The sequence below is a fragment of the Micromonospora sp. 15K316 genome (assembly GCF_004348525.1).
GTDB lineage: Bacteria > Actinomycetota > Actinomycetes > Mycobacteriales > Micromonosporaceae > Micromonospora.
Map to the genome: position 1 here is coordinate 1 of NZ_SMKG01000005.1, position 14,928 is coordinate 14,928.

Genomic DNA, 14,928 nt, shown 5'->3' on the forward strand with positions numbered 1-14,928 from the left:
GGCCGGCACCTCGTGCCGGCCCCCCTTCGTTCACCTGTCGGAAGGGTCCCGCCCGCGCAAGGGCGAACCCGCCTATCGGGCCAGGCGGGTACGCGGTCCGGCGCGGAGCACACCGGAGGGGAGCTCCCGGCCGACCAGGCGCTCGGCCAACTCGGCCACCTCGACGAGGGCGTCCAGGTCGATGCCGGTGTCGATGCCCATGTCGTGCAACATGTGCACCGCCTCCTCGGTGGCGAGGTTGCCGCTCGCCCCCGGGGCGTACGGGCAGCCGCCCAGGCCACCGACGCTGGCGTCGAACTCGGTGACCCCCAGCTCCAACGCCGTGAGCAGGTTCGCCAGGGCGGTGCCCCGGGTGTTGTGGAAGTGCAGCAGCACCGGGACGTGGGCGTTGCGGTCGCGTACCGCCGTCAGCAGCTCGCGGACCCGGCGCGGCGTACCCATCCCCGTGGTGTCACCGAAGGCGACCCGGTCGGCGCCGTCGCGCACCACCCGATCCACGATGGCCGCCACCCGCTGCGGGTCGATGTCCCCCTCGTACGGGCAGCCGAAGCTGGTCGCCACGATCACCTCGGCCCGCGCGCCCGCGCCGTGCAGCAGGTCGATCAGCTCGGCGATGTCATCCAGCGACTCGTCCGTCGAGCGGTTGACGTTGCGCCGGTTGTGCGTGTCGCTGGCCGAGACCACCACCTCGATCTCGGTGAACCCGGCGGCGAGCGCACGCTGCGCGCCGCGCGTGTTCGGCACCAGCGCCGAGTAGCGCACCGTGTCGACCCGGTCGGCGCGTTGCCACACCTCGTCCGCATCGGCCATCTGCGGAATCGCCTTCGGATGCACGAAGGAGACCGCCTCGATCCGCCGGACGCCGGTGCGGGAGAGCGCGTCGAGCAGACGCACCTTGGCGTCGGTCGGAATCGGATCCTCGTTCTGCAACCCGTCGCGGGGTCCGACCTCCCGGATCGACACGGAGTTCGGCAGGCTCGTCATAAGGGGTCACCTCACTGTGACGCGGTGCTGTTTCCTGTCCTCCCAGCATGTCACCCCACCCGCCGGCAACGTTGATCATGAGGTCAGCGGCGACAAAAGGTACGAGTCCGACCGCTAACCTCATGATCAATGAGAGCTGCGCAGAAGGAGCCGGCGGGGTCAGCGCATGCGGGTCACCAGGGCGGTGTCGTAGTCGCCGGAGAGGAACTCGGGGTTCTCCAGCAGCTCGGCGAAGAAGGGCAGGTTGCACTTCGGGCCGGCGACCTCGAACGCGGCCACGGCCGCCTTCGCGCGCGCGATCGCCTCGGCCCGATCCGCCCCGCTGACGATCAGCTTCGCCATCAGGCTGTCGTAGAACTGGGTGACCGTGTTGCCGGCGACGTACCCGGAGTCGACCCGTACGCCCTCGCCGGCCGGCTCGCTCCACGTGCTGATCGCGCCCGGCCCGGGAATGAAGCGCTTCGGGTCCTCGGCGTTGATCCTCAGCTCGATCGCGTGCCCGCGCGCGGCGAGCGCCGCAGGGTCGAACGTCGGGGCCAGCCCGGCGGCCACCCGGAGCTGCTCCGCCACCAGGTCGATGCCGTAGACCAGCTCGGTGACCGGATGCTCGACCTGGAGCCGGGTGTTCATCTCCAGGAAGAAGAACTCGTTCGTGGCCGGGTCCAGCAGGCACTCGACCGTGCCCGCGTTGCGGTAGTTCACCGCCTCGCCGGCCCGTACGGCGGCGGCGAGGAACCGCTCCCGCAGCTGCGGGTCGACCGCCGGGGACGGCGACTCCTCGACCAGCTTCTGGTTGCGCCGCTGCACCGAGCACTCGCGCTCGCCGATCGCGACCACCCGGCCGTCGGCGAGGCCGAGGATCTGCACCTCCACGTGGCGGACGCGCGGGAAGTACCGCTCGATCAGCACCGAGCCGTCGCCGAACATCCGCTCGGCGAACGCGCGCACCTTGTCGTACTCGGCACGCAGCCCCGCCTCGTCGGTGGCGACGCCCATGCCCATGCCCCCACCGCCGGCTGCGGCCTTCACCATCACCGGGTAGCCGATCCCGGCCGCCGCGGCGGTGGCCGCCGTGAGGTCGGCGGCGGGTTCGGTGGTGCCGGGCGCGACCGGGACACCGGCCGCCGCCATGAGGTTCCGGGCATTGATCTTGTCGCCCATCGCGGCGATCGCGTCGGCGCCGGGCCCGACCCAGATCAGCCCACTCGACTCGACGGTACGCGCGAAGTCGGCGTTCTCCGACAGGAAGCCGTAGCCGGGGTGGATCGCCTGCGCACCTGTCGACTTGGCGGCGTCCAGGATCGCCTCGACGTTGCGGTAGCTCAGTGCCGGGTTCGCCGGCCCCACGCACACCGCCTCGTCGGCCTCGGCGACGAACGGCAGGTCGGCGTCGGCCTCCGAGTGCACCGCGATCGCCCGGACGCCGAGCCGCTTTGCGGTACGGATGATCCGGCGGGCGATCTCCCCCCGGTTGGCGACCAGCAGCGACTCGATCATGGTTCCTCCAGCGTCCAAGGGTTGGGACGGATCTCAGCGAACCATGCCACCCACCCCGCGCACGAGCCCCACCCCATCCCCACCCTGGACGCCTTCAACCGGGTGTCGATCGCGAGCCGGTACCGGGTCTGGACACGTTGATCAGGAGGCTTGCGTCAACTTCCGCGTGGAAAATGACGCAAACCTCTTGATCAACGCGGTTGAGCGCCCCGGGGGGTGGGGGTTAGGCGAGGAGGGCGGCGAGGGTGGCTTCGCGGAGCAGCTCCGCCCGGCGGTGGCGGTCCACCTCGCCGCCGAGGAACGGAGTGGAGTTCATCAGGCCGAACGCCGCGTGCGCCAACACCCGGGCCTCACCGTCGGGCATGCCCGGGTGCAGGGCCGTGAGCACCGTGACCCACTCCTCGACATAGAGGCGCTGGAGGCGGCGGATCCGGCGCCGCGGCTCGTCGGGAAGGCGGTCCAGCTCGTGCAGGTGCAGGGCGATCACCGCCGGGTTCGCCAGCGCGAACTCGACATGGAAGTCGATGAGCGACTCCAGCACGCCCCGCGGGTCGTCCGGATGCGCGGTGGCGCGCTCGCGGCCGCCGTCGAGCAGCCCCTCGCTCACCGGGATGAGCGCGGCGACCAGCATCGCCTCCTTGCCGGCGAAGTGGTGGTAGAGGGCCGGCCCGGTGACTCCGGCCGCCGCACCGATGTCGTCCATCGAGACACCGTGGTAGCCGCGCGCGGCGAAGAGACCGACCGCGATCTCCAGGATCTCGTCCTTACGAGAACGACGCCGGCTCGCACCGGCCGCGCTGCGCGCCTGCTGCTCCACCGTCACGGGGCAAGCCTAGACCCGCGCGGACGGCGAGGAGGAGGCAAGGTTGCCGCAGAGCTGATCAGAGCCGGCCGATGCCCGGGCCGGCCGGCGCGACGGCCGGCCCGGATCACGATCAGTGATCGTGGTCGAGGTTGTGCTCGGCGCGCAGCTCGGCGGCCTCGTCCGCCCGACCGAGCGCATCCAGCGCCTGGGCCAGCAGCCAGGCGGCCTGCCGTACCGGCCGGGTGCCGACCGGCAGCCCGCCCAGCACCTCGCGCAGCAACCGCTCCGCGTCGGCCGGTCGCTCCAGCCGTAGCAGCAGCTCCCCGGTGAAGATCTCCACCTGCGCCGCCTCGCCGAACGCCTCGATCGACCGGAGGCGGTCGGGCACCCCGGCCAGCCGGTCCAGCGCCTCGCCCTCACGGCCGTCGTCGGCCAGCACCCGGGCCGCCGCCTCGGTCGCCATCGCCCGCTCGTACGTCGCCGGCGGCTCCGGATCCTCGGCGAGCGCGGCCGAGAGGCGGTCCATCACCTCCACCACGCGCAGCGCCGTCGCACCGTCACCGGCCCACAGCCAGGCGTACGCCTCACGTCGACGGGCCCGCAGCTCGTCCACGGCGAGCCCGGCCAACTCGTAGGTGCTCGCCGCCGCCGCGAACCGCTCGGCGGCCAGCGCGTCCCGGTCGGCGCCGTAGAGCAGCCCGCCCGCCTCCTCCAGCATCTCGGCGCGGTGCGGGAGATTGTCCGGACCGTCCAGGTTCTCCGCGAGCTGTTCGAGCAGGGCGAGCGCCGGGTCGGTCTCGCCGAGCCCCTGGTAGATGCCGGCCAGCAGGTACCGGCAACGGTCCGCCTGGACCTGGGCCCCGAGCTTGTCCAACCCGATCACGGCCTCCTCGGCGACCTCGGCCGCCTCGGTCAACCGGCCGGCGACCCGGTACGCGTTCGCCAACTCCCAGCGCAGCAGCGCGTCTCCCGCGGCGCCCTGCTCCACGCAGAGCGTCACCGCCTCGGCGAAGTCGTCCACCGCCTCGTCGGCGCGCCCGGCAGCCATCAGCGCCCGTGCCCGGGTGACCCGCACCGCGACCAGCGCGTTCGGCGGCGCGACGGCCAGCGCCTCGTCGCAGGCGGTGACCGCCTCCGCCGGGTCGTCCGCCGACCGGGCGTACGCCAAGCTGGCGCTCATCAGCAGCTCGCCGACGCCCAACTCGCGGGCCAGCCCGCGGGCCCGCTCGGCCGCCGACCGGAACTCCTCCGCCTTCTCCGACTCCTCCAGCGCATGGGCGCGGTGCAGCGCGACCCGCAGCTCCAGGTACGGGTCGTCGACGGCCGGGATCCGCTCCAGCACGGCCAGCGCCTCGGCCCAGCGCTCCCCGTGCATCAGCGCCAGCGCCACCCGGTCGCGCGCGGCGGCCCGCTGCCGGTCGTCCCCGAGCCGGTCCAGGGAATCGGCCGCCGTCTCCACCAACTCCAGCCCTTCCGCCCTGCCCGTCTCGGTCATGGTGAGCAGCACACCGAGCCGGCTGGCGACCACCTGCGCCCGGACCTCGTCACCCAGCTCCCGGTAGGCGGCCGTGGCCGCCCGGGCGGTCTCGATCGCGGCCGGCACCTGCTCGTCGTCGCTCAACTCGGCCGCCCGCAGCTCCAACCGGCGGGCAACCGTGACCGGGTCTGGCTCCGTCGCGCCGAACCGCTCGTCGTAGGCGGAGAGGGCGGCCTGGAAGCCGGGGCGGTCGTGCCGGTGCCAGCACGACTCGGCGAGGTCGAGCAGCTGATCGGGCCCGGCGTCGGCCGGGATCTCCGGTGCCGCCGGCCGCACTGGCGCCGGGATGGCCGCGTCCGCGACGCCGACCGCCGGTACGGTCCCCGAGCCGGCACCGGGGCGGGGCACCCGACGGCGCACGCTCGCCGAGAGCGGCACATGCTCACCGCTCGGCCGCATCGCCAGCCGGGCGGCGATCATCTCGGACTGGCGGGCGGTGCCGTTGCGGGCGTCGAAGCGGGCGGCCAGCTCGGTGGCGGTCTCCGCCAGCTCCGCGGCGAGCCGGGCCGCCGGCACCTCCGTGGCGGGCCGGTCACCCGCTGCCCGCCGATAGACGGTCAGCCCGCCGTCCACCTGGCGGAGCGCCGCGGCGGCGGTCGCCGCGAAGTGCATGGCCGCCGCCGGGGAGGGCGAGCGGTCCAGCCAGTCCAGGTGCCGCTCGACCAACTCCAGGGCCCGCGCCTCGTTACCGGTGACGGTGCAGAACTCGACGTGGTCGCCGATGTCCCACAGGTCGGAGAGGTTGCCCCGCATCCGGCGGTAGGCCGTCCGGTGCGCGTTGCGCGCGTCGTCGTGCCGGCCCGTCCGCAGGTAGGGCACGAGCAGCGCGGTCAGGATGGCCTGCGGTTGCTCGTTGCAGGTGAGCCGCCCCGCGAGCACCGGCTCGGCGAGGCTCGCCGCCTCGGCGTACCGGCCGGTGTCGGCGAGGTACTGCACCTCTGTGGTCGGGTCGCAGCCGGCGCAGTCGGAGAGGTCGTCCCGCGGGGTGGCCTGCCAGAGCCGGTACCAGTGTGACGCGGCGTCGGCGTCCCCGACGTGTTCGGCCACCCGGAACCGGTGCTTGTGGACGGCCTGGAGGCCGTGTCCACTGGCCCGGTACCGCCGCTCCATGTCGTCGAGGACCGCGTACGTCCGGTCGAGCGGCACCTCAGGGAACTTCAGCATGAGGTTGACCATGTACTTGAAGTGCCAGAGCAGCTGCCCCGCGTAGCGGGCGTGGTAGGGCTGCGGGTCACGGTCGAACTCGGCGAGGCACCAGGAGAAGGTCACGAACGACTTCGCCGGCTCACCGCCGTAGGTGTACGCGTTGGTGCCCTGCAACCTGGTGACGAAGGCGAGTTCCCGGTCCTCGGCCACGTCGACCCGCCGGAGCAGCTGCTCCAGCGCGGCGATCTGCCCCGGCCCGTACGGCATGTTGCCGACCTCGCGGAACACCCGCCACAGGTCCTCGTTCGTGTCCACCGCTCACTCCCGTCCGGGTACGGCCCGGCCGAGCAGGCCGAGGAAAGAACTGTTCAGCAGCGCGGCGTCGGCCGCGCGGATCGGATGGTGCCCGAGCAGCAGCGCCTGCCCGTAGAGCGCCTCGACGGCGAGCCCGACCAGGTCCGGGTCGGTGAGCGTGGCGACCCGGCGGACGAGCGGGTTGCGATGGTTGAGCACCAGCTGCGGGCGGTCCGGCGGCGCGGACGCGGCGAGCGCGTCGAGCACCCCTCCCCAGAGCTCGTCGGCCTTGTCCCGGCTCGCCGCGAGCTGGTCGTTGAACGCGGCCGAGCGGCTCACCAGGTAGAGCGCGGGCAGCGAGACCGGTTCGTACGCTCGGATCACCACCTCGCAGCCCGTCCGCTCCAGCGCCCGCTGGGCGGCGGTGAGGAACGGCCGCAGGGCCAGCTCGACCGTCGGGTCGAGGTTGTCGAAGCGGGTGGTCAGGTCGCTCGGCTCCAAGCGCTCGATCAGCACCGACCGCTCCACGGCGGGCAGCCGCTCGATCAGCTCGGTGTCGTACGTGTAGCCGCCGTTCACCACCGCGAGATCCTGGGCGGCGGCGACCGCGGCGAGCTGGCGGAACTCGTTCAGGCTCGCCGCGTACCGGATCAGGCCGTGCCGCTGGCGGAACTCGGCCAGGGTGAGCGTGCCGACGTTCGTCTCCATGGGCCACCACTCGTCGACCAGCCGGAGCATCTCGTCGTCGTGCAGCGCCAGCGCCTTCACCCCGAGGTGGTGGATCTGGAGGAACTCCGAGAGCCGGCGCGGGTCGTGCTTGGCGAGCCGCACCAGCCAGCCCCGCACCTGGTCGCCGAGCGCCTCCCGGACCGCGTTGAGCAGGTTGTCCTCGTAGAGCGCCTCACGGCTCGCGGTCGGCCGCAGCTCGCTGGCGTCCACCACGCAGTGCGCGAAGAACGCCCAGTCCGGCAGCAGGGCGTCGGCGTGCTCGGTGAGGAGCATGCGCTTCAGGTAGACGCGGTGACCCGCCCGGGCCGCCGGGTTCACCGGCGCCGGAAGGATGAAGGCCGCACCGGTCAGCCCCGCCTCCGGCACCGAGAGCGGCAGCACGTCGAACGGGTCGAAGCCGAGCGTCTGCCGGGCGTACCGGATCAGGGCCGGGCGGTCGACCGGGGTGCCCGGCGTGGTCGGCCAGGGCGGCGCCCCGGCGGTGGTGACCACGTCGCCGACGCGCACGGTGACCGGCAGGAGCGAGCCGAAGAGCCGCGCCAGGTCGGTGACGGTCGGGGTGGCGAACCACTGGTCGGCGTCCCGGTGCGGGACCAGGGTGACGGTGGTGCCCGGCTCGCTGCGTCCGGCGCCCGCGGGCACCGGCTCGACCGTGTACCGGCCGTCGGAGTAGCCGGTCCAGCGGACGGTCGGCTGGTCGCCGTGCCGGGTGAGGACCCGGATCTCGTCGGCGACCAGGAAGCAGGAGAGCAGCCCGATGCCGAACTGGCCGAGGAAGTCGTGCCGGGAGAAGCCCAGCTCGTCGCGCTTGGAGCTGCGCCCGATCGTGGCCAGCAGCTCGTGCACCTGCGCCTCGGTGAGGCCGATGCCGGTGTCGTGCACCCGGAGCGTCCCGTCGCCGGTCAGCTCGGGCGGCTCGACCCGGATCAGCGCGGGCGCGTCGGGGTCGGAGGCCCGCCGCGCGGTGATCGCGTCGACCGCGTTCTGCAAGAGCTCGCGGACGTACACCCGCGGGCTGCCGTAGAGGTGATGACTGAGCAGGTCGACGACGCCACGAAGGTCGACCTGGAAAGTATGTTCCACGCCTGTGTGCTCCCCGGTCCGAATCCGGCGCTCACCGTACCGATGATCACCGACAGGCGCGTCCTCCTTTCACCCGGCGCCTTGACCCTCGACCGGCTCGAACCCCCAGGCTCGCCGTCGTGCCCACGACTCGCCTCGGCCGCGACTTCCATCTGTTGTGGTCCGCCGCCGTCTCCTCGCGGCTCGGCGATGCCCTGCGTACGCCGGCGCTCGCCCTGCTCGCCGCCACACTGACCCGCGACCCCCGGCTGATCGCCGCGATAACCGTGGCCGGGCAGCTGCCGCCCCTGCTCTTCGGGCTACTGGGGGGTGTCTACGCCGACCGATGGGACCGCCGGCGCACCATGGCGCTGGTGGACGGCGTGCGCGCCGCCCTGGTGGCCGCGCTCGCCGTGGCGGTCGCCACCGGCCGGGCCGGCGTCCTGACGTTGCTGCTTGTCGCCTTCCTGCTCGCCGCCCTCGCCTCGCTCTTCGACGCCGCCTCCTTCGCGCTGCTGCCCTCCGTCGTGCCGGCGACGGCCCTGCCCCGGGCCAACGGTCGCCTGCAGGCCGGCACGGCGGTGGCCGGGGGCCTTATCGGCGCGCCCGTCGCCGGGGCGGCGTTCGCCGCGTCCCCCGCTCTCCCCTTCACCCTTGACGCCGTCACCTTCGCCGTGGCCGCGCTTCTCGTCCTCGCCCTGCCCCGAGGGGGTCGGGTACCCGTCCCGGCCGGCCCGCCGAGCGCCCGGACGCGACGGCCGTCGGTACTGACCGAGGTTGCGGTCGGGATCCGCCGGCTGCGCGCGGACCGGACACTGTGGCGGATCACCCTCTTCTCGGCGGCCAGCAACCTGGCGATCAGCGGTCTGCTCGCCGTCCTGGTGCTGCACGCGCTGGACGTGCTGCGGGTGTCGCCGGCCGGGTACGGGCTCTTCACCGCGACCGCGATCGTCGGTGGGGTGGTCGGGGCGCTGGTCGCCGGCCGGCTCGCCGTGCGGTTCGGCACGCTGCCCGTGCTGCGCGCCGTGCTCGCCGTGCAGACCGTGGCGTTGGCCGGGCTCACGCTCGCCGGGGAGCCGGTGCCGGCCGGTCTCGCGCTGGCCGTCTTCGCCGCCGGCACCTCGGTGTGGAACAGCCTCGGCACGTCGTACGGGCAGCAGCGGGTGCCGGCCGCCCTGCTCGGTCGGGTGGGCTCGGCTCAGCGGATGCTCGGACTGCTCACCGCTCCCGTCGGCGCGACGCTCGCCGGGCTGGTCGCCGGGGCGTACGGGACGGTGCCGGTCACGGTCGCGGCCACCGGGACGTTCGCGCTGGTCACCGTCGTGGCGTGGCGGGCGCTGCGAGCTGCGGCGCCGACGCCGCCCGCCGACCGGCCCACCATGGCCGGGACAGCAGCCCGGCCAGGACCGCCCCCGCCGCGTTGAGCAGCACGTCGTCCACCGAGGAGACCCGGCCGAGGTCCAGCGCGTACTGGAGGACCTCGACCAGCACCGAACCCGCCGCGCCGAGCAGGAAGAGCCGACCGGGCCCGGCCAGCCCGGCCAGACGTACCGGCGCGAAGAAGCCCAGCGCGGCGAAGACGAGCAGGTTGCCGACCACCTGGACCACGGCGGTGGTGGGCGCCCCGGTGAGCAGGTCGACCAGGTCGTGCAGGGGTACGGCGTCGACCGCACGGGGCGCCGCGCGCGGGGTGAGGATCATCCACACCCACGGCACCGTCCCGGCGACCGCGCCCACCTCGGCGACGCTGCGCCACCACGCCTCCGCGGCCGGGAGGGTGTTCCGGCGTACCCGAACGAGCCCGGCGACGACCAGGGCCAGCACCGGCAACGCGGCGCCCGCGGCGAGCAGGACCCCACCCCAGTCCCGCCAGACCCGTGTCACCGGCGCAGCCTATTCGGCGCTCGCGCCTCGCCGGTGACCTGGTCGCCCGGCAACGCGGCGGCGCCCCTGCGGCCCAGCAGTCTCCGGACGGGCGGCTCGCCGCCTTCGCCCAGACCGACGAGGTGATCGTGGTCGACCTGACCACCGCCCAGGTCCGCCGCTACCCGCTCAACGGCTACCTGGAGCACGTCCTCCGGGCCGGCGACCGGCGAGGTGACCGGGGTGGTCCGCGAGGTGTACGGCGAGATCTCCGTCGCCCCCCGCTGAGCTGCCGGTGCCACGTCGACGGGCCCCGCTGAGCTTGCTCCCGGCACTACGTCGAGGGGCCCGCCGCGCCGCTCCGGCGCGTCGGGCCCCTTCCCGTCGACAGCCGTCAGGGGTTCAGGCCGCCGGGCTGGTCGCCCTTGACGACAGGGGCGCGGACCAGGTTGCCCCACTCGGTCCACGAGCCGTCGTAGTTGCGCACCTGCGGGTAGCCGAGCAGGTGCCGCAGCACGAACCAGGTGTGGCTGGACCGCTCACCGATCCGGCAGTAGGCGACGATGTCGTCGTCCGGGCTCAGCCCGAGCTGGTCGGCGTAGATCGCGCGCAGCTCGTCCGCGGACTTGAACGTCCCGTCGTCGTTGGCCGCCTGCTTCCACGGCTTGTTCACCGCACCCGGGATGTGCCCGCCGCGCAGCGCGCCCTCCTGCGGGTAGTCCGGCATGTGCAGCATCTCGCCGGTGTACTCGCCAGGCGAACGGACGTCGACCAGCGGACGGCCCGCGGCCACGTGCGCCATCACCTGCTCGCGGTACGCCCGGATCGGGGCGTCGTCCCGCTGCGGCACCGGGTAGTCGGCGCGCGGCCGGGTCACCTTGTCGCGGCTCAGCTCCCGCCCCTCGGCGATCCACTTCTGCCGGCCGCCGTCGAGCAGCCGTACATCCTGGTGGCCGAAGAGGGAGAAGACCCAGAGGGCGTACGCGGCCCACCAGTTGAAGTTGTCACCGTAGAAGACGACGGTGTCGTTGCGGCCGATGCCCTTGGCGGCGCAGAGCTCGGCGAAGCTCTTCGCGTCCAGGTAGTCCCGGGTCACCTGGTCGTTCAGCTCCAGGTGCCAGTCCACCTTGACGGCGCCCGGGATGTGGCCGGTGTCGTAGAGCAGGACGTCCTCGTCGGACTCGATGACGACGAGCCCCTCGTCACCGAGGTGCTCGGCCAGCCAGGCGGTGGTGACCAGGCGCTGCGGGTCCGCGTACGCCTGGAGTCGGGAATCAGGATCGCTCGGCACAGACATGGTCCCCAAGGTACGCCGGACGGCCCGGGGTCGACCCGTAAACGTGACCGGCCCACCACCGATTCAGGTGGTGGGCCGGGTCGCCGGGTGGGCGTCTCGCGGCGTCGTCGGCTACTGCGCCGGTTCCACCGGCGGGGCGTCGGCCACCAGGAAGGTGTACGTCCGCTCCTGGGAGGCCGTTCCGTCCGCGAAGATGCTGCGGACCGTCAGGGTGTGCGTGCCGCTCTGCTCCGGGGTCCACGTGACGATGGCGCTGGCGTTGATGTCGGCGGCGATCCCCTGTTCGGGGCCGTCATCGAAGCGGTACCGGAACTCCGTCGTGTCGGGCACCTCCGAGCTGATCAAGAAATCGCCGGCCTGACCCGGGCCACCCGCCGGGTAGCCGGGGTCGTAGAGGAGACCCTGGATACTCGGCAGGAGGTCTCGCACGATGAACGCGAAACTCGCCGCGTCCGACTGGACGCCGTCCCGGTTCACGCTCCAGACGGTGAGCGAGGTGAAGCCCGCCTTCGTCGGCGTCCAGGTCACCGACGCCGTGCCGTCGGCCGCCGCGGCCACGGTGCTGTTCTCTGCTCCGAAGCGGTAGCGGTAGCTGACCACGTCGGGCTGGCGCGGGGTGAACGTGAAGACCCCGGGCACGCCCTGGCCCCCACCGGTGCCGTTCTGCTGGTAGACCGTGGCGGAGATCTTCGGCGCGGTGGTCAGCCGGAAGCTGCGCTCCGAGGTGGCCGTCACCCCGTCGCCGGTGACGCTGGTCACGGAGAGCGTGCGGTTGCCGCCCCGGGTCGCGGTGACGGTCAACGAGGCGGTGCCGTCCGCCTCCGCCTCGACAGTCTGCTCCGGGTCGCCGTCCAGGTGGAAGCGGTAGCGGACCACCCCGCCCATCCGCGGCTGGACGGCGAACGTGGTCGGCACCCCGACCTCGGTCAGGTTGCCGGTGAGGATCGGCCCGACATCGCTGGCGAGGAAGTCGTACCTGGTCGTGCCGGACCGGTTTCCGGCCGCGTCGACGCTCCACGCCTCGACGTAGTTGACGCCCGACCGAGGGGTGATCGTCACCGTGGCCGATCCACCTGGCCGGTCCGCCGCCACGGTGTTGTTGCCCGACGAGTTCAGCTGGTAACCGAACCCGACCGCGTCCGCGGCACCGTTCGCGGCGAAGGTGATCTCGCCGGGCAGCGCGGGAGCCCACTCGCCGTTCGACGGGAAGTCGGTCGACGACACGGCCGGTGCGGTCGCCGGTCCCTGGAAGTCGGTACGGAAGTAGCAGCTGCCACTCCAGTCGCTGTTCGCGCGGTCGTCGGCCGCCCGAACCTGCCAGGCGTACAGCTGGTCGTGCGCGAACTGGTCGGCAGGGAAGAGGCCGACCGCCCGCTCACCGTTGCGGGCCTGGTCCGTCCGCTCGGTCCGCGCGTCCGGGTCGTCGACCGGCCAGAGTGCGAACGTGGCGGTCAGCATGTCCGTGCCGCCGGTGTCGTCACCGTCCTCGTCGTGCAGGACCGCCGAGAGGCCCAGGTCACCGCGCCGCACAAGCTCGTACGGCTCGTTCGTGCTGCACGCCTCGGCCGACGTCTTCAGCTCGGTCGGCACTCCGGGCGGGTAGTTGTAGTCGATCGACAGTCCGACGGTGCTGGCGTACCGGCGGGACGCGGTCGGATCCGGCTCCAGGCCCGCGGGCAGTCGGAGCGACACGGTGAGAGCCGAGGCGCCCTCGGCGAGCGCCTGCCGCAGCCCTTCCGCGGCGTCCCACTCCACGTAGGGCGCGGGGCACCCGGCGGCGTCGGGCAGCGTACTCACGTACAGCTTCGCCTTGTCCGCCGGCGGCTTCCGCCAGCTGGAATCCGCCGTGTACGCGGCCGTGCGCCACAGCTCGACGGGCGTCCGCTTGGTGCAGTCGGCGACCGAGGTCTCCTTGGCGGAGAAGGTCGCGGACTCGATGACCGCGCCTCGGTAGCGGGTGATGTCGAAGGTGAAGTACGCGCGCGACGTGTGCTTCCGTCCCCGGTCGTCCTTCCAGGATCCGACCGGCACATCACCGGTCTGGTCGAGGTAGATTTTGGTGGGTCGGTGCGAGTCGGTGTACGCCCACGAGGTGTTGGTCTCGTATCGCATGCTGTTCGCGGTGGCCGGTGCGTCGGTGACCGTCACCAGCGCCGCGGCAACCGCTATCGACAGCGTCGCGGCCAGTGCTCCGCGCCGTAGTCCTCCCGGCACCGTCCCCTTAGGAATGGTGATCATCCCCCACATCCGCCTTCCCCGATTTCCCCGCACTTCTCGGCGGGGGCAGCGGATGTTATCCGGGCGGGCGGACATCGGGCATCCCTGATACGGCCACCTCCCTCCGACGCGGGTTCCGGGCGAGTGCGGCTCAGTCGGTGATCGGGCCGAGCATCGGGCGCTTCGCGGTGACCGTGTCTCCGGACGAGCGGCCGGTCAGCCGGCGCTTGATCCACGGCGCCAGGTGCTGGCCGGCCCAGCGCACGTCCGCCGTCCGGGCGGCCAGCCAGGGGGTCGGCTCCGGGTGGGGTGGGACCAGCAGCCACTCCTCGTCGCAGCCGACCCCGAGCGCGTCGAGGACCTGGCCGGCGACCCGCCGGTGCCCCGCCGGCGAGAGGTGCAGCCGGTCGATGCCCCAGAGCGTGGGGTTGAGGTACGTGTCGTCGGCGTACAGGTCGACCATGATCGCCCCGTGCCGTTCGGCGGCCTCGCCGACCGCCCGGTTCAGCATCTCGACCCGGGGCTTGACCAGGCGCTGCCCGGGCAGCCGGGCCATCACGTCGGCGAACCGGAAGATCAGTACGTCGGCGCCGGTCGCCCGGAACCGCCCCACGATCTCGTCGAAGCGGGTGACCAGCGCTTCCGCGTCGAAGGAGCGGCGCAGCACGTCGTTGCCGCCGGCGGCGAAGCTGACCAGGTCCGGCTTCATGGCGAGTGCCTCGGGCACCTGGTTCGCCACGATGTTGGGGAAGAGCCGGCCGCGGATGGCGAGGTTCGCGTACCGGAAGTCCGGGCCGGCCTCGGCGGCGAGCCGGGTCGCGACCAGGTCCGCCCAGCCCCGGTAGCTGCCGTCCGGGTACGGGTCGTCCATCCCCTCGGTGAAGCTGTCGCCCACCGCCACGAAGCTGCGCCAGCGCACGGCGGCCTCCTTCACGCTCCCTGGTTGCCTGCGGCGACCAGTTTGGCACCGAGGGCCCGCCCGGCGGTGCCCTCCGACGGTGGAAGGTGGCACATGACACCCGCACCCCGCACGAGTGGCGTCCCTCATCCGCCGCCCGGCGGCTCGATCGTCCTTTTCCGGTACGGGCCCCAGGCCACGAAGCGTTCGAACAGCTCGCGCGGCGTCGGGCCGTCGTGCGGGTTCAACCGGAACAGGTCGTGCGTCGCCTCGTGGTAGAGCCCGGACAGGTAGATGGCCAGGTCGACGGGGTGGCCGTCGTACTCGACACGTAACCGCAACCGCGCCTCGGCGCACGGCCACGGCAGCCCGCAGGCGCGGCAAATCCAGAGCGGCCGGAGCGGCACGTGCGGCGGGTGACCCGGCGGATCGGGACGCGGCCGATCGGCGTACGGCCCGAGGCGCGGCACCGGGAGGCTTGCCGTCTGCCACGCTCGGCCGCCGGTCACCGGCTCCCTCCGTTGACGCGCGGTGGCGGCGGGCCTGCGGCAGCGGAGCCGGCGGAGCGGATCGCGCATCTCTACCTCCTTCACGAATGT

Annotated in this window: 12 protein-coding genes; 2 read left to right on the forward strand and 10 right to left on the reverse strand. The window is 73.0% G+C overall.

Going from position 1 to position 14,928, the window contains the following annotated elements:
- Positions 1-72 precede the first annotated feature (72 nt).
- The 5 genes from E1211_RS02460 to E1211_RS02480 all read right to left on the reverse strand — a co-directional run bounded on the left by E1211_RS02460 (position 73) and on the right by E1211_RS02480 (position 8,075).
- Positions 73-984, reverse strand: coding sequence for a hydroxymethylglutaryl-CoA lyase (locus E1211_RS02460; RefSeq protein ID WP_132344928.1), 912 nt, complete (start codon positions 982-984; stop codon positions 73-75).
- A gap of 159 nt (positions 985-1,143) precedes the next feature.
- Positions 1,144-2,481 (reverse strand): acetyl/propionyl/methylcrotonyl-CoA carboxylase subunit alpha, encoded by a 1,338-nt coding sequence (locus tag E1211_RS02465; protein WP_132344930.1) that lies wholly within the window; start codon positions 2,479-2,481, stop codon positions 1,144-1,146.
- 223 nt (positions 2,482-2,704) lie between these two features.
- Positions 2,705-3,304: a TetR/AcrR family transcriptional regulator gene (locus E1211_RS02470; protein WP_132344932.1), complete on the reverse strand. Its 600-nt coding sequence runs from the start codon at positions 3,302-3,304 to the stop codon at positions 2,705-2,707.
- Positions 3,305-3,416: 112 nt separating this feature from the next.
- Positions 3,417-6,284 carry a hypothetical protein gene (locus E1211_RS02475; protein WP_243709301.1) on the reverse strand — a complete coding sequence of 956 codons (2,868 nt, stop codon included), beginning with the start codon at positions 6,282-6,284 and terminating at the stop codon, positions 3,417-3,419.
- Between the two features lie 3 nt (positions 6,285-6,287).
- Positions 6,288-8,075, reverse strand: coding sequence for an HSP90 family protein (locus E1211_RS02480; RefSeq protein WP_132344934.1), 1,788 nt, complete (start codon positions 8,073-8,075; stop codon positions 6,288-6,290).
- 119 nt (positions 8,076-8,194) lie between these two features.
- Here E1211_RS02480 and E1211_RS02485 point away from each other — a divergent pair, with 119 nt between their 5' ends.
- On the forward strand, positions 8,195-9,478 hold the full coding sequence (locus E1211_RS02485; protein ID WP_132344936.1) for an MFS transporter: 1,284 nt from the start codon (positions 8,195-8,197) through the stop codon (positions 9,476-9,478).
- On the opposite strand, the gene E1211_RS02490 is transcribed toward E1211_RS02485, so the two are convergent.
- Positions 9,369-9,938 carry a VanZ family protein gene (locus E1211_RS02490; protein ID WP_132344938.1) on the reverse strand — a complete coding sequence of 190 codons (570 nt, stop codon included), beginning with the start codon at positions 9,936-9,938 and terminating at the stop codon, positions 9,369-9,371. The genes E1211_RS02485 and E1211_RS02490 overlap by 110 nt on opposite strands.
- Between E1211_RS02490 and E1211_RS32300 the strand changes: the two genes are divergently transcribed.
- Entirely contained in the window at positions 9,932-10,237 is a 306-nt protein-coding gene (locus E1211_RS32300; RefSeq protein ID WP_165947145.1) for a hypothetical protein, read from the forward strand. The two genes, E1211_RS02490 and E1211_RS32300, sit on opposite strands and share 7 nt — an antisense overlap.
- Before the next feature lie 74 nt (positions 10,238-10,311).
- Here the strand turns inward: E1211_RS32300 and E1211_RS02495 are convergent, their stop codons facing one another.
- The 4 genes from E1211_RS02495 to E1211_RS02510 form a co-directional block, all read right to left on the reverse strand.
- Positions 10,312-11,214: a sulfurtransferase gene (locus E1211_RS02495; protein ID WP_132344940.1), complete on the reverse strand. Its 903-nt coding sequence runs from the start codon at positions 11,212-11,214 to the stop codon at positions 10,312-10,314.
- Between the two features lie 111 nt (positions 11,215-11,325).
- Entirely contained in the window at positions 11,326-13,452 is a 2,127-nt protein-coding gene (locus E1211_RS02500; protein ID WP_132344942.1) for a hypothetical protein, read from the reverse strand.
- A gap of 130 nt (positions 13,453-13,582) precedes the next feature.
- Positions 13,583-14,350, reverse strand: coding sequence for an SGNH/GDSL hydrolase family protein (locus E1211_RS02505; RefSeq protein WP_132344944.1), 768 nt, complete (start codon positions 14,348-14,350; stop codon positions 13,583-13,585).
- 125 nt (positions 14,351-14,475) lie between these two features.
- Entirely contained in the window at positions 14,476-14,838 is a 363-nt protein-coding gene (locus E1211_RS02510; RefSeq protein ID WP_132344946.1) for a hypothetical protein, read from the reverse strand.
- Between the last annotated feature and the right edge of the window lie 90 nt (positions 14,839-14,928).

Excerpts from the sequence above, each read along its gene's own strand:
- E1211_RS02460 (WP_132344928.1), bottom strand. The coding sequence starts at position 984 with ATGACGAGCCTGCCGAACTCCGTGTCGATCCGGGAGGTCGGACCCCGC.
- E1211_RS02465 (WP_132344930.1), bottom strand. The coding sequence starts at position 2,481 with ATGATCGAGTCGCTGCTGGTCGCCAACCGGGGGGAGATCGCCCGCCGG.
- E1211_RS02495 (WP_132344940.1), bottom strand. The coding sequence starts at position 11,214 with ATGTCTGTGCCGAGCGATCCTGATTCCCGACTCCAGGCGTACGCGGAC.
- E1211_RS02500 (WP_132344942.1), bottom strand. The coding sequence starts at position 13,452 with ATGATCACCATTCCTAAGGGGACGGTGCCGGGAGGACTACGGCGCGGA.